The 19,216-nt window shown below is 68.5% G+C and carries 18 protein-coding genes and 2 pseudogenes; 4 read left to right on the top strand and 16 right to left on the bottom strand.

Features of this window, described 5'->3' with window-relative positions; translation table 11 throughout:
- Positions 1 to 128: 128 nt before the first annotated feature.
- The 7 genes from HFP15_RS40745 to HFP15_RS40715 form a co-directional block, all read right to left on the bottom strand.
- Positions 129 to 857: an alpha/beta hydrolase gene (locus HFP15_RS40745; RefSeq protein WP_168523729.1), complete on the bottom strand. Its 729-nt coding sequence runs from the start codon at positions 855 to 857 to the stop codon at positions 129 to 131.
- Complete coding sequence (locus tag HFP15_RS40740; RefSeq protein ID WP_168523727.1) at positions 857 to 1,834, bottom strand: amidohydrolase family protein; 978 nt, start codon at positions 1,832 to 1,834, stop codon at positions 857 to 859. Before HFP15_RS40740 ends, HFP15_RS40745 begins: the two co-directional genes overlap by 1 nt.
- Positions 1,834 to 2,358 carry a 3-hydroxyanthranilate 3,4-dioxygenase gene (locus HFP15_RS40735; RefSeq protein ID WP_168523725.1) on the bottom strand — a complete coding sequence of 175 codons (525 nt, stop codon included), beginning with the start codon at positions 2,356 to 2,358 and terminating at the stop codon, positions 1,834 to 1,836. The genes HFP15_RS40740 and HFP15_RS40735 overlap by 1 nt, the downstream gene beginning before the upstream one ends.
- Positions 2,355 to 2,777 (bottom strand): RidA family protein, encoded by a 423-nt coding sequence (locus HFP15_RS40730; RefSeq protein ID WP_168523724.1) that lies wholly within the window; start codon positions 2,775 to 2,777, stop codon positions 2,355 to 2,357. Before HFP15_RS40730 ends, HFP15_RS40735 begins: the two co-directional genes overlap by 4 nt.
- 63 nt (positions 2,778 to 2,840) lie before the next feature.
- Entirely contained in the window at positions 2,841 to 4,145 is a 1,305-nt protein-coding gene (locus HFP15_RS40725; RefSeq protein ID WP_168523721.1) for an FAD-dependent oxidoreductase, read from the bottom strand.
- Between the two features lie 314 nt (positions 4,146 to 4,459).
- A complete protein-coding gene (gene kynU, locus HFP15_RS40720; protein ID WP_168523719.1) occupies positions 4,460 to 5,704 on the bottom strand; it encodes a kynureninase in 1,245 nt (414 codons plus the stop codon).
- Entirely contained in the window at positions 5,704 to 6,591 is an 888-nt protein-coding gene (locus HFP15_RS40715) for a tryptophan 2,3-dioxygenase (protein WP_168523717.1), read from the bottom strand. Before HFP15_RS40715 ends, kynU begins: the two co-directional genes overlap by 1 nt.
- Positions 6,592 to 6,740: 149 nt before the next feature.
- Between HFP15_RS40715 and HFP15_RS40710 the strand changes: the two genes are divergently transcribed.
- Both HFP15_RS40710 and HFP15_RS40705 read left to right on the top strand, forming a co-directional pair.
- Positions 6,741 to 7,172, top strand: a complete 432-nt coding sequence (locus tag HFP15_RS40710) for an Lrp/AsnC family transcriptional regulator (protein ID WP_210718534.1) — start codon at positions 6,741 to 6,743, stop codon at positions 7,170 to 7,172.
- Positions 7,173 to 7,731: 559 nt separating this feature from the next.
- Positions 7,732 to 8,843 (top strand): annotated as a pseudogene (locus HFP15_RS40705) (5-methyltetrahydropteroyltriglutamate--homocysteine S-methyltransferase).
- A gap of 142 nt (positions 8,844 to 8,985) precedes the next feature.
- Here the strand turns inward: HFP15_RS40705 and HFP15_RS40700 are convergent.
- From HFP15_RS40700 to HFP15_RS40670, 8 genes are all read right to left on the bottom strand, one after another.
- On the bottom strand, positions 8,986 to 9,990 hold the full coding sequence (locus tag HFP15_RS40700) for an amidohydrolase family protein (protein ID WP_168523714.1): 1,005 nt from the start codon (positions 9,988 to 9,990) through the stop codon (positions 8,986 to 8,988).
- Between the two features lie 15 nt (positions 9,991 to 10,005).
- Positions 10,006 to 11,097, bottom strand: coding sequence for a zinc-dependent alcohol dehydrogenase (locus HFP15_RS40695; RefSeq protein WP_168523712.1), 1,092 nt, complete (start codon positions 11,095 to 11,097; stop codon positions 10,006 to 10,008).
- Between the two features lie 17 nt (positions 11,098 to 11,114).
- Positions 11,115 to 12,398 carry a phenylacetate--CoA ligase family protein gene (locus tag HFP15_RS40690; protein WP_168523710.1) on the bottom strand — a complete coding sequence of 428 codons (1,284 nt, stop codon included), beginning with the start codon at positions 12,396 to 12,398 and terminating at the stop codon, positions 11,115 to 11,117.
- The gene (locus tag HFP15_RS40685; protein WP_312871997.1) at positions 12,395 to 13,357 is read right to left on the bottom strand and encodes an LLM class F420-dependent oxidoreductase; all 963 of its coding nucleotides are present in this window, start codon (positions 13,355 to 13,357) and stop codon (positions 12,395 to 12,397) included. The genes HFP15_RS40690 and HFP15_RS40685 overlap by 4 nt, the downstream gene beginning before the upstream one ends.
- The gene (locus HFP15_RS40680) at positions 13,344 to 14,816 is read right to left on the bottom strand and encodes an aldehyde dehydrogenase family protein (protein ID WP_168523708.1); all 1,473 of its coding nucleotides are present in this window, start codon (positions 14,814 to 14,816) and stop codon (positions 13,344 to 13,346) included. Before HFP15_RS40680 ends, HFP15_RS40685 begins: the two co-directional genes overlap by 14 nt.
- Positions 14,817 to 15,030: 214 nt before the next feature.
- Positions 15,031 to 15,438: a class I SAM-dependent methyltransferase gene (locus tag HFP15_RS40675; protein ID WP_246272528.1), complete on the bottom strand. Its 408-nt coding sequence runs from the start codon at positions 15,436 to 15,438 to the stop codon at positions 15,031 to 15,033.
- The gene (locus tag HFP15_RS43270; RefSeq protein ID WP_246272526.1) at positions 15,438 to 15,665 is read right to left on the bottom strand and encodes a class I SAM-dependent methyltransferase; all 228 of its coding nucleotides are present in this window, start codon (positions 15,663 to 15,665) and stop codon (positions 15,438 to 15,440) included. The genes HFP15_RS40675 and HFP15_RS43270 overlap by 1 nt, the downstream gene beginning before the upstream one ends.
- Before the next feature lie 11 nt (positions 15,666 to 15,676).
- Entirely contained in the window at positions 15,677 to 15,844 is a 168-nt protein-coding gene (locus HFP15_RS40670; protein WP_168523706.1) for a hypothetical protein, read from the bottom strand.
- A gap of 159 nt (positions 15,845 to 16,003) precedes the next feature.
- On the opposite strand from HFP15_RS40670, the gene HFP15_RS40665 reads away from it, so the two are divergent.
- Both HFP15_RS40665 and HFP15_RS40660 read left to right on the top strand, forming a co-directional pair.
- A complete protein-coding gene (locus HFP15_RS40665; RefSeq protein WP_168523704.1) occupies positions 16,004 to 17,101 on the top strand; it encodes a methyltransferase domain-containing protein in 1,098 nt (365 codons plus the stop codon).
- A gap of 465 nt (positions 17,102 to 17,566) precedes the next feature.
- Complete coding sequence (locus HFP15_RS40660) at positions 17,567 to 18,838, top strand: YeeE/YedE family protein (RefSeq protein ID WP_168523702.1); 1,272 nt, start codon at positions 17,567 to 17,569, stop codon at positions 18,836 to 18,838.
- Positions 18,839 to 18,915: 77 nt separating this feature from the next.
- Here the strand turns inward: HFP15_RS40660 and HFP15_RS40655 are convergent.
- Positions 18,916 to 19,101, bottom strand: a pseudogene (locus HFP15_RS40655) (IS3 family transposase); the annotation flags it as partial.
- Positions 19,102 to 19,216 lie beyond the last annotated feature (115 nt).

Raw genomic sequence — 19,216 nt, 5'->3', positions numbered from 1 at the left:
CCATTCCGCCTGCGCCGCGTTACCCCGCACACGATTCCGCCCGCGCCAGGCATCCCAGCACCGCGACTCCATCCGCGCCCCCTTCTCGCGGGTCGCGTCGAGCGGCCGCATGCCGGCGGGCCACGACGTTATCCGGGCATGAGCGCCTCCAGCCCGGCCACCACCGCCGGCCATGTTGCGCTGCCCGGGTCGATCAGCTCGAAATGCGCCACACCCGGCAGCACCACGAGCTTCGCCGCCGGATTAGCGTCCACATAGGACGCGCTCAGCGATACCGGCACCGCGGTGTCCGCATCGCCGTGGATCACCACCACCGGCCCGTCCGGCGACGGGAGCAACGCCGGATCGAGGTCGGGCCGGTCCCGCGCTCGCGCACCGAGGAACTCCGCGACCGCCCCGTCCCCGAGCCGCGCCTGGTCGGCGGCGGCGAGATCGGCCACCGGCGCCAGCGCCAGCGTGCCTGCCAGGCCCTGCGGTGGGCAGGTGGACGCGACCCACAGCGCGAGTTGCCCGCCGGCGGAATGCCCGGCCACCACGACACCCCTGCCCGGCATCTGCCCGGGCACAACGGACAGCGCCGACCGGATGTCCTCGGTGTAATAGTCGGGCTTCCCCGCCACGCGCCGGTACTCCAGCGAGGCCACCGGCCAACCCGCGTCCCGAAGCGCGGCGCACAGGACGCGGGTGTGGGTCCGGTCGTACCTCGCGCGCCAGAACCCGCCATGCAGGAACACGACGAGTGGTTTCGTGGTCTCCCCCGCCGGAAGCCAGGCGTCCGCGACGTTTTCGGACAGGTCTCCGTAACACACGGTCCGGTCGGGCAGCGGCCCCTGCCGGGCCAGGATCGACCGGTCCATCACGCTCTACCCAGGAAGCGCAATGCGTTGCGGGACAGGATTTTTTCGCGCTGCTCGCCGGTGAGGAAGTCCGCCTTGCGCACGACCTCTCCGGCCGGCCGCTCGCCGAGTGGGTAGGGATAGTCGGTGCCCACCACCACCCGGTCCTCGCCGAGCGTGTCCACCAGCAGCCGCAGCGGCGCCGGGTCGAACACCACCGAATCGACGTAGAAACGATTCGTGTAATGGCTCGGCGGGTGCGCCGAGCGACCTCGCACGATGTCGCCGCGCCGGTGCCACGCGTTGTCGGCCCGGCCGATCCACAACGGAAAACTGCCGGCCCCGTGCGCGAAACACAACCGCAGCGTGTCCGGGACGCGGTCGAACACGCCACCGAGGATCATCGCCAGCACGGAAAGGTGTGTTTCGGCGGGCATCCCGGTCAGCCAGCGCGCCATCCACCGGTCCAGCCGCGGGCTTTCCGGCATGTCCCACGGGTGGACGAACACCGGTGCGCCGACGTGGGCGCAGTGCTGCAGGAACGTCACGATCCCCTCGTCGTCGAGGTCGCGGTCCCCGACGTGGTTGCCGATCTCCACGCCCCCGTGGCCCGCGGCCAGGCACCGGTCCAGCTCGGCACAGGCCGCGTCCGGATCCTGGAGGGGCACCTGGCAGAATGGGATGAACCGTTCGTCCCCCGCCAGCGTTTCCAGCGTGAGGTCGTTGAAGACGCGCGCCACCTTGACGGCTTCGGCCGCCGGCCGGTCGTAGCCGAAGAACACCGGCGTCGGCGAGACCACCTGCGTGTCCACCCCGTCCTCGGCCATATCGGCGAGCCGTGTCGCCGGATCCCAGGTCTGCGGCCCGATCGGACGGAACTCGGTTTCTCCCACCATGATCACGGCCGCACGTTCGGAATCCACCCGCAGCCACGGCCAGCCGGGCCCGAGGTCCGGCCAGCCATGGGGCACCAGGTGGGTGTGGACGTCGACGACCATCAGCCCTTCCCCGGGTGCACCGTGCCGCACGTGTCGCACGTGCGGGCCTTCTCGTCGGTGTAGAACTTCTCGAACACCGGCGGCAGGTCGGTCACGATGTCGCGCACCTGCAGCTCCACCTCGTACACCAGCGCCGAGCAGTTCGGGCAGTACCACTGGAACTTCTCGAGCGTGCCCTCCTCGCGGACCTTCTCCATGACCATGCCGATGGAGCCCGCCTCCGGCCGCTGCGGCGAGTGCGGGACGTTGCGCGGCAGCACCCACATCTGGCCCTCGCGGATGTGGACGGGCTTGACGCCTTCGCCGGTGACGACGTTGACGTGCATGTTCCCCTTGATCTGGTAGAAGAACTCCTCGTAGGGATCGACGTGGAAATCGGTGCGCTGGTTGGGCCCGCCCACGATCATGACCACGAAATCGTCCTGGCCGGGGAAGATCTCCTTGTTGTTGACCGGCGGTTTGAGCTGCGGCTCGTTGGCCTGCAGCCAGCCGGGGAAGTCGATCGGTTCGGTGATCTCGGTCATCGGTCCTCCACGGGTATCGATGCGACGGCGGCGATCTCGATCAGTAGATGGGGGTGCGGCAGCTGGTGCACGGCCACGGTCGTGCGGGCGGGACCGTTCTCGTCGAAGAACTCCCCGTAGACCTCGTTGTAGCCGCCGAAGTCGTTCATGGACACCAGGTATGCGGTGACGGAGACGAGATCGCCCAGGCCCGCACCGACCTCGGCGAGAATGTCGCGGATGTTCTCCAGTACGGCCCTGGTCTGCACGCGGATGTCGAGTGTCGTGGTGCCCATCGCATCGACACTCGCCCCCGCGAACGTGTTGTCGGGCAGGCGGCTGCTGGTGCCGGAGACGAACGCGAACCCGCCCGCAACCTTCACATGCGGGAACCGGCCACGCGGCTTCGCCTTGCCCGCCACGGTTTTCGCCTGTGTCACAACGATCCTCCCTCGCAATCGACGCACTGCTTCGCGCTCATGGGGTGTTCATTCCGGCGCACGTCATGGTCGGCGCCACGCCTTCGCGACGCCGCCCGCCAGCGTCGCCGCGGCCCCGAGCCCCACGGCGAGCGCCCCGTGCTGCGCCCGCACACGGCGGCGCACCTGTGCGTACGGGGTATTGGTGAAGGACACCAGCTCGTAGCGGGAGACGTAGCGGCCGGGCAGGAGGCGTTCCAGCGTGTGCTCGACGCGTTGCCCCAGACGGAAGAGCGGAGAGGCGACCTTGTCGCGCATCTCGATGAAGTTCGCGAGCGCCATCCGCGCGATCGCTTCGGTGTCCGCGCGGCGCGAGCTCTCGAACAAGGGCAGCGTGGCGGTCCAGTCCCCGCCGGTTCGCCGCAGGCATTCGTCGAGCACCACCACGTCCTCGAACGCGCAGTTCGCGCCTTGCCCATAGAACGGGACGATCGCGTGCGCGGCGTCTCCGATGAGGCAGGCCCGGCCGGAATGCCACGACGTGCACCGGACCGTGCCGAGCAGCCCGACCGGGTTGTGCTGGTAGTCGGACACGAGGTCGGGCGCAAGCGGGGGTACGTCGGGGTAGACGTCGGCGAAGAATCGTTCGATCGCGGCCGGGCTGGACAGCGATGCGAACGCGCCGGTACCGCTGTTGGGCCAGAAGAGGGTGCAGGTGAACGACTTGTCCGGGTTGGGCAGGGCGATCATCATGGAGCGGCCGCGCGGCCAGATGTGCAGGGCCCCGGGGTCGAGTGCGAACTCGCCATCCCGCGCGGGGATGGTCAGCTCCTTGTAGCCATAGTCGAGGAAGTCGAGCGTCTCGGCGGTCGCGTCGTGGCGCAGCAACTCCCCGCGCACCGCCGACCCGGCCCCATCCGCCCCGAAGACCAGTTCCGCTCGCCCCCGCGCCGGCCCGCCAGGGGTGTCGAAAACCATCTCGCCGCTGCCCGGGTCCAGTCCCGTCAGCCGGTGCTCGAACCGGATGTCCACCGCCTTCGCGGCCGCGTCGAGCAGGACGTTGTTGAGCGCGCCACGGCTGATCGAGTTGATCGCCCGTGTCCCGTCGGCGCTGTAGGACTGAAAGTCCAGGTCCCCGGCAACGGGATGGATCATGCGTCCGCGCATCGGGAGCGCGTCGGTGAGCACCCGCTCCGCCAGCCCGACGCGGCGCAGGGCGTTCAGCCCCCGCTCGGACAGCGCGAGGTTGATCGAGCGCCCGCGCTCGGCGGTGCCTTCCCGGGGATCCGCCCGCCGCTCGTACAGGACGACCTTCTCGCCACGCTGAGCCAGAACGCATGCGAGCAAGCACCCGCTGAGCCCACCCCCGACCACCGCGATCTCGGTCATAACACCTCCCCGGCCACCGCCGCCTGATTCACGCCCGTCCCCCGGCCACTATCTGGTTCACGCAGGCCCCGGACACCCGCTGATTCATGCAGGCCTCCGGACACCGCGACGACGGTCCGAGCCACCTCGCGGCCACAGTGATGTCGTGCGCCACGCTTCCCGACCACCACCGCGTTGCGCGCGGCGCCACGGCCGGCCACCGCGTTCCCCTCGACGCCGCCTCCCTGACCACCACGTTCCCCCAGACGCCGCCTCCCCGACCACCGCGCCCCCCACGCACGCACACCGCACCGCCCGGCCACCGGCTTCTCACTTCACGCCACCTCCCCGATGACGGTGGCGACAGCGTTCGCCGCGCGCCAGCAGTCGTGGTAGGTCGAGTAGAGCGGCACCGGCGCGATGCGCACGACATCCGGTTTTCGCGCATCGGTGTACACCCCGTGGTCGAACCGCAGCCGCCGTGACACCTCGTCCGCATCGGGAACACGAAGCGAGAGCTGGCAGCCGCGGTGCTCGGGCTCCCGCGGGGTGAGCACGGTGATCGGCCGGCCCGGCACTATCTCGTCAAGAAGCTTTTCGAGGTAACCGGTGAGCCGGATGCTGCGGGCACGGAGCTTGTCCATGCCGATCTCGTCGAAGATCCGCAGCGAGGTACGCACGGGACTCATCGCGAGAATCGGCGGGTTGGACACCTGCCAAGCCTCCACTGTGGACGGTGGCCGCGACACGGGTGCCATGTCGAACCTCGTCGCCTCCTCCGTGCTCCACCAGCCTTCGAACCGCGGCAGACGCGCGTCACCGAGATGCCGCTCGTGCACGAACGCGCCCGCGACGGCGCCGGGCCCGGAGTTGAGGTACTTGTAGGAACACCAGGCAGCGAAGTCCGGCCCCCACGCGTGCAGCCGCAAAGGCACGTTGCCCACCGCGTGCGCGAGGTCCCACCCGACAACCGCGCCGACGGCCTGCCCCGCCGCGGTGATCGCCGGGATGTCCAGCAGTTCGCCGGTGAGGTAGTTGACGCCGCCCAGCAGGACGAGCGCGACCGTGTTTCCCTCGCTGTCCAGGAAGTCCGGTATCTCGGCCGCGTCGAGCCGGACGACGGCGCTGTCCGGATCGAGGCCGTGAAACCGGGCCTGGCTGCGCACGGCGTAGCTGTCCGACGGGAATGCCGAATCCTCGATGACGATCTTGGTGCGCTCGCCTTCCGGCCGGTAGAAGGACACCATCAGCAGGTGCAGGTTGATCGTCAGCGAGTTCATGATCACGGTCTCGCTGGGCAGCGCCCCGACCAGGCGCGCGGCGGTTCCGGTCAGCAACGAATGGTACGGCAGCCACGGCCGTCGTGCTCCGAGGTGCCCTTCGACGCCGAGCCTGGCCCAGTCGTCGAGGTCCTCCAGCAGTTCTTCGCGCACGGCGAGCGGTTGCAGCCCCAATGAGTTGCCGGCGAAGTACGCCGCTTCGGGGTACGCGCCGCCCTCGGCGGGCGGGATGGCGAACCGGTCGCGGTACCCCGGGTCGCCCTGGTCCAGCTCGCGTGCCCCGGATTCCGTCGTGTCCATCAGTCCATCACCGTCCTGGCCGTGAACAGCTCGGGAAACACGGTGCGCTCCATGCTCCGGCGCAACCACGCTACCCCGTTGGAGCCGCCGGTGCCGACACGTTCACCCATCGACCGCTGCACGGCCTTGAGGTGGCCCAGGCGCCACTCGCCGAACCACTCCGCGACCTCCGTGAGCCCCTCACCGAGCATCCGGAGGTGGTTGCCCGGACCCGTGTCGCGATAGATCCGCACCCACGCGGACTCCACGGCAGCGTGCGGAGTGTGCTCGACCGCGAAATCGCGCGTGAGCAGGGGCGCCGGGATGTCGTGGCCGTGCCGGGCGAGCAGCGCGATCACGTCGTCCCACAGACTCGGCTCGCCCAGGACGTGCCGGAGTTCAGCGTGCACATCGGACTGGTGGCGGAACGGCCGGATGAGCGAGGCGGTCTTGAGGCCGAGCCGGAACTCCAGGCGCCGGTACATGGCCGACTGGAAGCCGGAACCTTCGCCGAGCAGGTTCCGGAAACGGTTGAATTCGTGAGGGGTCATCCAGCGCAGGCTCCGCCAGCCCGCGTTGAGGCCTTCCAGGTGCAGCCCGGCGCGGCGCAACGGAAGCAGCGCGCCCCAGACGTCGCCGGCACGCAGCTTGTCCTGCACTCCGGCGAGTTCGAAATCGATCAGTCCGAAGTAGAGTTCCATCACCTGGCTGATCACCAGGAACGACATCTCGCCGGGATCATCGCTCAGCGTCCGCTGCAACCGGTGCAGCGTGCTCGCTCGGACGTACTCGTCGTAGGGGACGCGGCCGAAATCCAGGGTCGGCTCGCCGGCGTTGGCGGCCGCCCGCCGCACGCGGCGGGATTCGCTCGACGGCCGGACGGCCGGCCCTTCGGTGCTGCGCTGCACGGATCGCCCTCCTCGCCTGTCTCGGCTCAATACTCGCAACGCACCTCCTCGAGCTGAATACCGTTTCCAAGGACTATCGTCAGTTGAGCTATCGATTCAACGGCGAAACCCGCCCTCGACTTTGAGATCGGAAGAGCGACGTGGACGAGATGGATTGGGCGCTGTTGGCGGAGCTGCAGGCCAACTCGCGACTGTCGTTCAGCGAGCTGTCGCGGCGTGTGCACCTGTCGCCGCCCGCGGTGGCGGAGCGCGTGCGGCGAATGGAGGAGGCCGGGATCATCACGGGGTATCACGCCCAGGTGGACCTGGCCAGAGCCGGCCGTCCCGTCATCGCGTTCATCCGGATGTCCTGCTATGGCTCACACTGCGTATTGCGGGACCCGGCGCTGCCGGAGTGGCCGGAGATCCGCGAAATTCACCGCATCACAGGCGATGCCTGCAGCATCCTGAAGGTCGCCACTGAATCGATGACCGCCTTCGAGGACCTGATCGACCGTCTGGCGCCCTACGGCCAGCCATCGAGCACGCTGGTGCTCTCCACTCCTCTGGCGCACCGCCCCATCACTCCGCCCGCTTCGTAACCGCCGAGCCGCCCGCTTGCGTTTACCCCGGACTACGGACGGCCACCGCGTGCTCCGGCGTCACCACGCAACGGTTTCTCAAAACGGTTGATCGGGCATGGGTACTGGTATCGCCCGAGGACCTCGATGACTGCGACCGGGCGGAAGCCGGAGACCGGGTGTGCTGCTGCACCTGTACCTCGACCATGGTCGCCGCCGCGCCTCGGTCGACACGGAGTGGTTTGCCCGACACTCGGATGGGACGACCTCGACGACCTTGTCCAGTGCCGGAAACCGCCCGGCCCGTGAAGTTCCACGAGAACAACATCATCGTGATCCCGGAGCTCACGCAGAGGCGGCCGAGCAGGCGCTCGACACACTCGGGCACCGCCGCGAGTTCGGTTGACTGATCGAGTGAGCACGCATGATCCCGGTACAGGACGGACCATCCTCGCGCCGGCACAGCCCATCCGCTTCGGCTGAGCGGTATTGCCGCGCTCGCCGCGTCGGCGAGCGAGCCGGTCCGCCGTACCTTCCGGTGGCGGGCACTCTCACGCACCGGCTTCCGAGGAGGTAGCCCATGACCGCCACACCGCCCTACCGCGCCGACCATGTGGGCCGCCTCCTGCGTCCCGGTCGCCTGTTGCGGACCCGCGCGGACGGCACCATCACGCATGACCGCCTTCCGAGGTGGCGGACAGCGCGATCCGGGTCATGGTGGCCGAGCAGGAGAACGTCGGTCTGCGCACCGCGACCGACGGCGAGTTCCGGCGCACCTACTGGCATATGGACTTCATCGAGCAACTCGGCGGGATCGCCGTGGACACCGAGCACACCCGGGCCGTCGAGTTTCGCAACGAGACCGGCACCGTGTCCTGGCAGGCCGCGCCGCCCGTGATCACAGGCAGAATCCACCTGCGGCACACCATTTTCGGCAATGACTTCACGGCGTTGCGCGGGATAACGAGCCCGGCCACGCCGATACTCACCAGCCCGTCGCCGAGCATGGTGCACTACCGCGGTGGGCGGTCGATGATTCCTCCCGGCATCTACGCCGGCGCCGAGGGATTCTGGGCCGACCTCTCCGCCGCCCATGCGGCGGAAGTGCGAGGCCTCGCGGATCTGGGATGCCGCTACCTGCAACTGGACGACACGAGCCTGGCCTACCGCAACGACCCGCGCCAGCGGGCGATGGCCGCCGCGCGCGGCGACGATCCCGACGTTCCGCACCTGCGTTACATCCGGCAGATCAACGCCGCGCTCGAGCACCGCCCAGCCGACCTGACCGTCACAACACACCTCTGCCGTGGCAACTTCCGCTCGTCGTGGGTGGCGGAGCGTGGTTACGACCACGTGGCCGAAGCACTGTTCAACGAACTCGCCGGGGACGGCTTCTTCCTCGAGTTCGACGACGCGCGTTCCGGCGGGTTCTAACCCCTCCGTTTCGTCCCGCCGGGCAAGCGTGTCGTGCTCGGGCTGGTCACGACGAAACATGGCCGGCTGGAGTCGAAGGACGACCTCAAACGGCGGATCGAGACCGCGGCACGTTACCTGCCGGCCGATCAGCTGTGCCTGTCTCCGCAAGGCGGATTCTCGTCCACTGTGGAAGAAAAAGCCCTGAGCCGCGATCAGCAGATGGCCAAGCCGGCACTGATCGTGGAGACCGCGCTCGAGGTATGGGGCGATATCTGACAACACGAGGTAATCGTTCACGTGTTCGAGAGTAGCGCCTCCATCCGGAAAATGCTTGTCCAAATTTTTCACGTTTTCATCTGACACAAGAAACCTATACGGGACAACGAATCTCCTAACTTGGCGACGTGTTTTCCCTGATTTACAGGGGCGATTCGACACCAAGGTAGCGAAATGCGTTGTGCCACAGCACATCTGTCAGTTCGTTTTCGGACAGACCCAGCGAGCGGACCGTCTGACCGGCGGGCTCCTCACGCTCCATCGCCGGGAAATCCGAGCCGATCAGCAGCCTGTCGTGCCCCAGCAGGTCCACCAGGTAGCGCACCGCCCTGGCGTCGAAAACCATTGAGTCGTAATAGAAACGCCGCGCGTACTCCAGCGGCGAGGGCCCGTCGTCATGTGCGATCGCCCGATTGGGTACAGGTTCCTCTTCGTTCCACGTGCCGCTCCAGAAGTACTGCGCCCGTGGTAGCATCAGCGGGAAGCCGCCTCCGGCGTGACTGAATGAGACTTTGAGTTCCGGGCATTTCGCCGCGATACCACCAGTGATGAGAGACGCGGCGGCGAGCGCACCCTCCATGCCCACCACGTAGGTACCCATTGCCGATGCCGGCAGCCGGTCCGTGATCGCGGGCATCGCGTGCACGAACACCGGAAGCCCGAGCCGTTCGGCCTCAGCGAAGAAAGGCAGAAACCGATCATCACCAATCGACACACCCAGCACGTTCGACGCTATCTCGACGCCGTACAGGCCCTGCTCATGAAAGGACGTGAGCTCCTCGGCCGCGCGATCGGGATCCTGCAACGGAACCATGCCGAACCCGAAGAACTTGCCAGGGGCCATCCCGCACAGAGTCGCCGTGAACTCATTGATGTGCCGGGCCAGAGCCAGCCCCTCGCCGGCGGGCAGGTCATAGCGCAGCAAGGGCGGCATCGGGGTCAGCACTTCAGCGTCGACACCGGACCTCGTCATGGCCTCAACGCGACGCTCGGCGTCGAAGAACACGTCCCGTGCCCGGAACCGGGTCGCCCCGAACACCAGTGTCCGGGCGGTATCGCCGTCTATTCGCTCCATTCTCGGGAAACACTCCGACGCGTTCTCGGGATAGTCGCGGGGCAACAGGTGCGCGTGCACATCGATGAGCATGCGTGGCCTCCAGGGTCAGGAGTTCGGATGGACCGAGACGTGCACCGCCGCTTCGCCGGGTACCTCGCCGGCGAGCGTCTCGATCGCGAGCGCGGTCTCGTCGAGGCCGAATGTGTGGGTGTGCAGCTTCTCCAAGGGAAAGCGGCCCGATTCGATGATCTCGATGGCCTGCGCGTAGGCCTTCGCGTCGACGCCGAAGGCACCCAGCAGGGTCAGCGCACGGTTGATCACGAGATCGGTCTTCACCGGCACTTCCCGCCCGCCCTTCAACCCCGCGAGCACCACACGACCGCCATGGCGCGCGGAAAGCAGAGCATCCGTCACGGGGGCGGCGGCCATCGGCGTCAGTTCCAGTACGACATCGGCCATCGCGCCGGCGGTGATCTCGCGGACCCGCTCGACCGTGTTCTCGGTGTCCACCACGATCGTGTGGTCGGCCCCCAGCTCGCGGGCCAAGGCCAGTTTGTGCGCGTCGGACTCCAGCCCGGTCACGATGATCGTGCCCGCGCCGGCGGTCCGTGCCGCGATGACCGAAGCCAAACCCCGCTGGCCCGCACCGAGCACGAGCACCGTGTCGCCCAGCTGGATCCCGCCGAGGTGGCACGCCCACCGCACGCCTGCACCGAGGGGGTTGAACATGGACGCCACCTCGACCGGTACCGTGGCGTCGATCGGATGCAGGATGGAGTTCGGCGAGAGGTAGAGGTACTCGGCGAACCCACCCCACAGCGACGGTTCCACGTCGATGCCGGTCACCCCGTGGCCGAGCGTGCGGTTGGGGCAGGACTGGTAGTTCCCGGTCAGGCAGTGCTGGCACGCGCGGCAGGGCACGATCACTTCCAGCGCCACCCGGTCACCGGGCTTGACGCCCCAGCGCGCGGCTGCCCGTTCGCCGACCTCCTCGATGATTCCCAGTGGTTCGTGGCCGGGGATCATCGGCGGGCGCGCTCCCATGCTGCCCTTGTAGATCTCGACGTCGCTGCCGCAGATACCGTTCGCCTCCACGCGCAGCAAGCCGTCATCCGCGCCGACACTGGGTCGCGGGAACTCCTGGATCTCGATCTTTCGCGGGGCCAGCTGTACCGCGGCCCGGACTGTCTCTCCCATGTCGGCGACCTTTCTGCTCAGCCGGCCACCCTGGTCAGCCGGGATTTCATCTCGGAACGTTCCAATGACCCGGGCGGTACGAGTGTGACGGCGGCCCGCACCGACAGGCGGGAACGGATCATTGCTTCGATCTCCCCGCGCAGCTGCTCCAGGTCGCCGGGCTGCTCGCCCCACTCCGCCTCAACTCGCAGCGGCGGTTCGACCCGCGGTCCGCCACCTTCCGGCAGCAGGATCTGAACGGCGCCTGTGGTGCGCGGATACCGGGTCTGCACGAGGTCGCGGACGGCGGACGGGAACACATTGACGCCCAGGACGATCAGCATGTCGTCGGTGCGGCCGACGCACCGGATCAACGGAGCACCATCGGGGGCGCGGCCCGTCACGGTGACGCGGTCGCGTGTCCGGAACCGCACGAGCGGACAGCACTCGCGATCAACCGAGGTATAGACAAGTTCGCCTGAGGCTCCCGGCTCGGGGCCTATGGCTTCCCCGGTCTCCGGCTCGATCAGCTCGACCAGGACATGACGTCCACCGGTGAAACGCATCCCGCCCGAACCGGGCTCCTCACCGAACAGCACTGGCGCCATGTCGGCATTGCCGAGGCCTTCGGTGACGGGCGCACCCCATTCCTGTTCGACGTGGCTCCGGAATGCAGGTTCTCCCCCGCCGGGCTCGCCACCGACGAAGATCTTGCGGATGCCGAACTCGCGCGGATCGCGGCCGAGGCCGCGCAGATAGTCGGCGAGATAACGAGCATAGGAAGGAGTTGAGTGCAACGCGGTGACACCTAGAGTTTCCAATGCCTGCAGGGCTTTGTCGGAGGCACCGGTCCCGATCGGCACCACAGTGGAGCCGATGCGTTCCAGCGCGTCGCGGATCGGCAGGCCGCCGACGAACAGCGTCAAGCCGGCGCCGTGCAGCACCACATCCTCTTCGCGTGCGCCCATGGTGTGAAACGCTCGCGCGACCATGGTGGTCCATGCCTCGGCATCGCGCCGGGTGACGCCCACCCAGCTCGGCTTGCCGGTGGTGCCCGTCGAGGCGTGCACCCGGATGACGTCGGACAAGGTGACCCCGGCATGGCGTCCCAGCGGTGGCGCCTCCGCCTGGGACTCGCGGAGCATGTGTTTGGAGGTGAAGGGAAACTTGGCCAGATCATCGAGGGTCACGAACGCGGCAGGCTCGATTCCGTGCTCGGCGAAGAGATCGGCGTAGAACGATGATCGAGACGCCAGGCCCTCGAGCTGCGCGCGGAGCATCGCGGTCACCGCGTCGCGGTCGTCTGGAGCCACGAAGTTCATGCCGTCACCGCCGCGGGCCCGGTGACCTGCGGCAGGACCTCGCGGCCCAGCAGCTCGATGTGGTCGAGGTCGTGGATGTCGTAGATATGGAGGTACACCGTGTCGGCACCGGATTCCCGAAGTTGCGCGATCCGGTCCACCACGAGTCCGGGCGAACCGATGGCGGCGTTCTCGCGCATAAAATCCGATCCGATGATCGCGCCGCGACGGTCGACCTCGCTCGGTGTGGCTCCGCAGGCGACCGGCAGAACCGCAGAGCGGCGTGCTTCTTCGGGATCGCGGCCGGCGGTCTCGCAGGCGCGCGCGAAGATCGCGTAGCGCTCGCGGAGGTCGCCTCCCAGCGCGGCGTTGAACTCGTTCGCGTAGCGGGCGGCGATCTCCGGAGTCCGCTTCGGACCGCTGCCGCCGATGATGATCGGCGGGTGCGGGACCTGCGTGGGCGCCGGCGGGGTGCGGTTGCCTTCGACGCGATAATGCTTGCCGCTGAACGAGAAACCGTGTGGGTCGCCGGTTGGTGTGCGCCACAGGCCGGTGATGATGGCGAGTTGTTCTTCGATGCGGTCGAACCGTTCGCGTGTCTCGGGGAAGGGGATGCCGAACGCCTCGTGCTCGCGGGCGTACCAGCCGGTACCGAGCCCGAGTTCCACCCGGCCGCCGCTCATCTCGTCGACGGAGGCGACGATCGTCGCGAGTATTCCCGGAAGACGGAACGTTGCCGCGCCGACGAGAGCGCCCAGCCGGATCCGGGTGGTGTCGCGGGCCAAGCCGCCCAAGGTGGTCCAGCAGTCGGTGGGAAGGTAGGTGGGGTCTTGCGGATCGACGCCGAGGAGGTGATCGGAACGGAAGAACGCGTCGAACCCGGCGCGCTCCGTGGTTCGGGCCAGCGCGAGTATGTCGTCGTATCGTGCGCCGTGGCGAGGCTCCATGAGCACCCGGAGCCGGAAATCAGAGTGTGCCACGGAGCGACACCGCCTTCACCTGGGTGTAGTCGAGCACCGCGTCGGCGCCCATCGTCCTGCCGAACCCGCTGCGCTTGTAGCCACCGAACGGAGCGCCGATGACACCGGCGCCGAGTGCCGCGTTCACCGCGACCTGACCGGCCTGCAAGCCCTTCGCCATGCGGACGGCGCGGCCGACATCGCGTGTCCAGACGGAGGCGACCAGCCCGTAGTCGGTGCCGTTGGCGACGGCGAGTGCTTCGTCCTCGCTGTCCACGGGAATCACCGACAGCACCGGACCGAAGATCTCCTCCTGCGCGATCCGCATGCCGGGGTCGACCCGGTCGAACAGCGTCGGCTCGACGAAGAACCCGCGCTCGAACGCCTCGCCGGCCGGCACGCCGCCACCGACGATCAGTTCGGCGCCTTCGTCACTGCCGAGCCGGACGTAATCGAGCACCCGGCTGTGTTGTTTGCCGTTGATGAGCGGTCCCATGTGGACACGCTCGTGCCACGGGCCCACGGTGACCTGGCGGAGTTGCCCGGCCAGGCGGCGTACGACTTCCGCGTGCACGGATCTGTCCACCACGACGCGGGAGCCCGCCGCGCAGACCTGCCCGGTGTTGAGCGTGATGCCCTGCGCGATGGCGGGCACGGCGGCCTCGAGATCGGCGTCGGCGAAGATCACCTGCGGTGACTTGCCGCCCAGTTCCAGGTGTAGCGGCACCAGATTCCGGGCACAGGCCGCCATCACCAGCGAACCGGTCTCCGGCGAGCCGGTGAAGCTCATCCGCCGGATCCCGGGATGCACGGGGATCGCCGCGCCTGCCTCCGCCCCGTAACCGGTGACCACGTTGACGACTCCGGCCGGGATACCTGCCCGGATCGCGAGCCGAGCCAGCGCCAACGGAGTGAGCGGTGCATCCTCCGCGGGTTTGATGACGATGGTGTTCCCAGCGGCGATCGCCGCGCCGACGTCGTTGGCGAACATCGGGCCGGGGGCGTTCCACGGGATCACGCTCCCGACGGCCCCATACGGCTCGCGCAGGGTCAGGCCGAGCACGTCGGGGCTCTGCGCGGGCAGCGACACACCCTGGACCTTGTCGGCCTGCCCCGCGAGGAAGGTCAAAATGCGCGCCATCGGCGGCGGACCCCAATGGGGGCGGCCGACCTCCTGCGACTCCAGCTGGTCCAGTTCGGTCTCGTGTTCCTGGATGAGCCGCGCCCAGCGCGTGATCAGCTCCGCGCGCACGCTCGCGCTCGTGTCACGCCATGACGGGTACGCCGCACTCGCCGCCTGCACTGCCGCGTCGACATCCGCCGTCCCGCCGCGCGGCACGTGCGCCAGCACCTCCGTCGTCGCGGGACCGATCACCTCGATGGTCTCGCCGCCGACCGCCGGGACCCAGTCGCCGCCGATGAGGTGAGTGTTCTCGGTTACCAGGTCCCCGATGCCGGGGCTGGGCAGTACCGTTGTCATCGCCGCTCCTCGGTTTCTCGCTGTCCAACATGCCGGGCATGCCGGCACTGCCGCGATACGCCTTTCACGACGCGGAATACTCAGCCGGTCAGCGGCCTCACCAGGGCTATCTGCGAGATCCTGCGCAGGGCATGCCGAAGCCTGATACGGCGCGTCCCGCCGGCCGGGCAGGCCCCGGACGGCCTCGCCAGACCGAAGTGGACGGTCGAGGCGTTCAGGCCGCCGACCGCCGGGCCGTGATCAGGAGATGCTCCTCCGGAGCGGCATCAGGCTCGTGTGGTTCGAAAAGCTCCGAGTGAGTGCTGACCACGCGCAGGCCCGCCCGGACGATCGTCGCCTCGATGGCCTCGGCCGAGAAGCTGATCAGCTCGACGCGGTGCCCGAGGAACTCGACGGGCACGTTCTCCACATCCATCGGCACCGTCACGAACGACAAGTAGCCGCCGGGCACGAGCCAGCTCGCGATGGCACCCAGCACGGCCTCGGTGTCGGCGCGCGGCATCTGCAGGAACGAGAAATACGCGCACACCGCGTCCCACGACTCCGGCGGCGACGTCCATTCCCGGACATCCGCCCGCACGAACCGGGCTCCCGGCACGTTCGCCGTCGCCAGGTCCACCATCACGGGCGATACGTCGATTCCCGTGACGCGACGCCCGCCGCGACCAGATCGCGCGCCACGGGGCGGCCCGTGCCACTGCCGATGTCGAGCACTCGCGCACCGCCGGGCAGCACTCGCAGCAGCCCGCGCACTGCCCGTTCGACCACGGGCCGGTGACCGAACGCCTGCTCGTAACCGGCACCGATGGCGTCGAACAGTTCGGCCTCGGTCATCGGGCGCTCGTTCACGATGCCGCACACTAACGACCTGGCGCCCCGTTTTCCATCTGCCGGGCGCGATGCCAGCTCAGCTCGGACCGAATCGTGGCAGCACCGAGCAACCAGGCCACCCGCATCGGCGCCACGTCGTCGAGTAACGCGGCAAACTCCCGGACACAGTCGTTATCGGCGTTCTCGTAGTCGATCAACCCGTACTCCCGATACCGGCGGCAGGTCCGCACAGTCGACTCCGTGGTCGCGGCAGTGTCAAGAAATGTGGAGGACTTTCGCCGCCGGCGCGAATCAGGCACAGATCCGCCCCGCCGACCTCGACCGGCGCCACGAACGCGGCCAGGCACAATGTGGCGGTGACAGTCAGAGATCTGCAGGCGGTGTGGGAAAAGCTCGGCAGCGAAGATCCGCTCTGGGCCGTCCTGTCGGTGCCCGGCCGCAAGGGAGGCCAGTGGGACCTCACGGAATTCATGGCCACCGGAGCGGAGCACGTCGAGTACATCAACCGGCTCCTCGATGAGTACCAGATCTCGCTCGGCGACCGCGTCCTCGACTTCGGCTGCGGTGTCGGCAGGCTGACCCAGGCGCTTGCGGGCCAGGTCGGCACTCTGGTGGGCGTCGACATCGCCGAGTCGATGGTCGAAGCGGCGCGACGGATCAACACCTACCCCGACCGCGTCAGCTACGAGCACTACGACGGGCACGTGCTGCCGTTTCCCGACGACAGCTTCGACAGCGCCGTCACTCTGATCGTGCTGCAACACATCCCGCCCGCCGTCCAGCTGTCCGCCATGCTCGAACTGCACCGTGTCGTGCGACCGGGTGGGCTCCTGCTGTTCCAGGTGCCTGCCGCGATGCGCTCACCGGAACCGCTCGCCGTCGAAACGTGCCGGGCCGAGATCACCTTCCTCGAAGGCCCCGAAACGATGCGGCCGCTGAGTTCCGCGACCGTGCGCGCCCGCGTCACCAACCGCGGTCCGGCGCCGTGGCCGGCCGACCAGGAGGTCAAGCTGGGCAACCGCTGGTGCCGGGACGGCATGCGGACCCGCGACGACGGGCGCGCCGAGTTGCCGCGCGTGGTACTGCCTGGTGAGACGCTGGAGCTGGAACTCACCGTGCGCGCGCCCGCCGAGCCCGGCACCTACGACATCGAGCTGGACATGGTGCAGGAGTTCGTGGCCTGGTGGTCAGAACACGACAGCCCGACCGCGCGCCGCGCCGTGGCGGTCGAGGCTGCCGCGGAACCGAAGACGTTCCAGGCGGCCCCCACCGCTGTGACCTCCGCCGCCAGGGCACGCCCCGAGACCGAGGGCATCGAGATGCATCCGATGCCGACCTCGCTCGTACGCGCGGTGTTCGACCACGTCGGAGCCGAGATGGTGGGTGTGGATGAGTACGCCATCGCCGGGCCGGAGTGGGTGAGCCGCACCTATCTGGTCCGGGTCGGCGGCTGACTGGTCGCGTTGCCGCCTGGCTGGGAAGGCGGACGGGCCCACGGCCGGACGCAGCGCCCGGGTGGAGGACGGCTGACCGGGTCGGGAGGCGGACGGGCCGACGGCAGGACCCGAGCGCCGGATGGATGGCGCGCCAGCGGGACCGCGCCGGGCTGGCGCGGTGTCGAGCTGCGAATCCCCGGCTGTGGGGGTGGCATTGCAGGGCTGCACCGCACGTCCCTGACCGTGCGTTCCTGACTGCGAGCCGCCGGTGCGAGTGCTCGCCGCGTCCTCGCGAGAGGCGCGGGACGCAGGACGCGGGGTGCGGCTCGCGGGACGGCCGCCACGCGCCTTCCCCAGCCCGACGCCCTCGGGCGTGAGGCTCGCCACGGGAAGTTGACCATCAGGTGAGACGACGTGCGAGAACTGTTCACAGGAACCTAACGTGTTCCGTGGTTTGTCCCCTGAGTCCGTTATGGAGCGCGCATGTCCGCTACCACCGATCGGCCACCGGTCGGGAACTTCCTCCTCTCGTCCCCCACGTCGTGCGCCGCGCCGGTGCCGGCGCCGGAAGAGCCGGTGCGCTGGATACCGCTGGCCATCGCCGCCGTGCTCGGCGTCGGGCTCACCTGGTACGTCTGGGCCTCCTACGGCGGCAAGTTCGGTTCGCTTCTGCTGATCGGCCTGCTGCTCGGCCTGGCACTGTTCCACTCCCGCTTCGGGTTCACCTCCGCCTGGCGCCAGCTGATCGCGGTCGGCAACGGAACGGGCCTGCGCGCCCACACTCTGCTACTGGGCACGGCCGCCACGCTCATCGCGCTCATCGCCGGAACCGGCACCGGCCTGTTCGGGTCGGCGCCGAAGTTCTCGGCCACCCCGATCGGGCTCGCGTTGTTCGTCGGCGCGGCGTTGTTCGCGATCGGCATGCAGCTCGGCGGCGCCTGCGCGTCGGGCACGTTGTTCGCGGTCGGCGCGGGTCAGTCGACGATCTTCCTCACCCTCGGCGGCTTCATCGTCGGCTCGGTGCTGTACACCTGGGCCTACCCGATCTTCACCGGCTGGCCGCAGATCTCCGGCTACCTGCTCTCCGACCACGTCGGCTGGTTCGGTTCCTGGGCCATCACGATCCTCGTCCTGCTCGGCGTCGTCGTCGTGACGCGGGCGGTGCAGAAGCGCCGCAACCCGCCGCCGGTCGACGCCGTGCCCACCGCCCGCGGCTTCGCCCGCGTCTTCCGCGGCTCATGGCCACTGCTCGTCGGCGCGCTCGTGCTGGCGGTACTCGCGGCGGCGGTCGTGCTGGTGTCCGGCGGCACCTGGGGGGTCACGTTCGCGTTCGCGCTGTGGGGCGCCAAACTGCTGCAGCTGTTCGGCCTGCACCCGGAGACCTGGGAGTTCTGGCAGACGGCCGGCAACGCGAAATCGCTGTCCGCGCCGATCTGGACGGACAAGACGAGCCTCACCGACATCGGCATCATGCTCGGCGCCGCGGTGGCCGCCGCGGCCGCCGGCGCGTGGAAGATCCGCGCGGAGATCCCGTGGCGCACCGCCGTCGCGGCCGTGCTCGGCGGCATCCTGATGGGCATCGGCGCGCGGCTGTCCGGCGGCTGCAACATCGGCGCCTACCTGGCCGGCATCTCGACCGGGAACCTGCACGGCTGGCTGTGGGGCGTGTTCGCGCTGGGCGGCACCTGGGTCGGGCTCAAGCTGCGGCCCCTGTTCGGCCTCACCAACCCCAAACCCGCCGACAGCATCTGCTGATTCCCGCAGAAACGACGAAGCCCCGCGCCGCTGCTCCGTGAACTGCTCCCCGGAAGTTGGACTCGGTAATTGAGAGTTTAGGCCGCGAGGGTTTGGGCCCGGTATTGCGCCGGGCTCAGACCCTCGCAGTGTGTGTGGCCTCGGCTGGTGTTGAACCAGGTGATGTAGTCCTGCAGCGCGGTTGTGAACGCCTCGATGTTGAGGTAGTGGGTGTGGTGGAACATTTCTTCCTTGAGGTGGCCGAAGAAGCTTTCGATGACGGCGTTGTCGTAGGGTTATCCGGCTAATGATCTTGGATTCTGGCTATTGGCCGGCTAATGTCGTCAGCCTTTCGGGGGTTGGAGTTTCCGGAGTTTTTCTTCGTGGCGGCGGACTCGG

It is taken from the genome of Amycolatopsis acididurans (genome assembly GCF_012328925.1).
GTDB classification, from domain to species: domain Bacteria; phylum Actinomycetota; class Actinomycetes; order Mycobacteriales; family Pseudonocardiaceae; genus Amycolatopsis_E; species Amycolatopsis_E acididurans.
The sequence above is the reverse complement of the archived record's forward strand: the minus strand, read 5'-3'. Positions and strand labels throughout refer to the sequence as shown.

Bases quoted from the DNA above. Each gene is read 5' to 3' on its own strand.
- HFP15_RS40745 (WP_168523729.1), bottom strand. From the start codon at position 857: ATGGACCGGTCGATCCTGGCCCGGCAGGGGCCGCTGCCCGACCGGACC.
- HFP15_RS40740 (WP_168523727.1), bottom strand. From the start codon at position 1,834: ATGGTCGTCGACGTCCACACCCACCTGGTGCCCCATGGCTGGCCGGAC.
- HFP15_RS40735 (WP_168523725.1), bottom strand. From the start codon at position 2,358: ATGACCGAGATCACCGAACCGATCGACTTCCCCGGCTGGCTGCAGGCC.
- HFP15_RS40725 (WP_168523721.1), bottom strand. From the start codon at position 4,145: ATGACCGAGATCGCGGTGGTCGGGGGTGGGCTCAGCGGGTGCTTGCTC.
- kynU (WP_168523719.1), bottom strand. From the start codon at position 5,704: ATGGACACGACGGAATCCGGGGCACGCGAGCTGGACCAGGGCGACCCG.
- HFP15_RS40710 (WP_210718534.1), top strand. From the start codon at position 6,741: ATGGATTGGGCGCTGTTGGCGGAGCTGCAGGCCAACTCGCGACTGTCG.
- HFP15_RS40700 (WP_168523714.1), bottom strand. From the start codon at position 9,990: ATGCTCATCGATGTGCACGCGCACCTGTTGCCCCGCGACTATCCCGAG.
- HFP15_RS40695 (WP_168523712.1), bottom strand. From the start codon at position 11,097: ATGGGAGAGACAGTCCGGGCCGCGGTACAGCTGGCCCCGCGAAAGATC.
- HFP15_RS40690 (WP_168523710.1), bottom strand. From the start codon at position 12,398: ATGAACTTCGTGGCTCCAGACGACCGCGACGCGGTGACCGCGATGCTC.
- HFP15_RS40680 (WP_168523708.1), bottom strand. From the start codon at position 14,816: ATGACAACGGTACTGCCCAGCCCCGGCATCGGGGACCTGGTAACCGAG.
- HFP15_RS40675 (WP_246272528.1), bottom strand. From the start codon at position 15,438: ATGGTGGACCTGGCGACGGCGAACGTGCCGGGAGCCCGGTTCGTGCGG.
- HFP15_RS40660 (WP_168523702.1), top strand. From the start codon at position 17,567: ATGTCCGCTACCACCGATCGGCCACCGGTCGGGAACTTCCTCCTCTCG.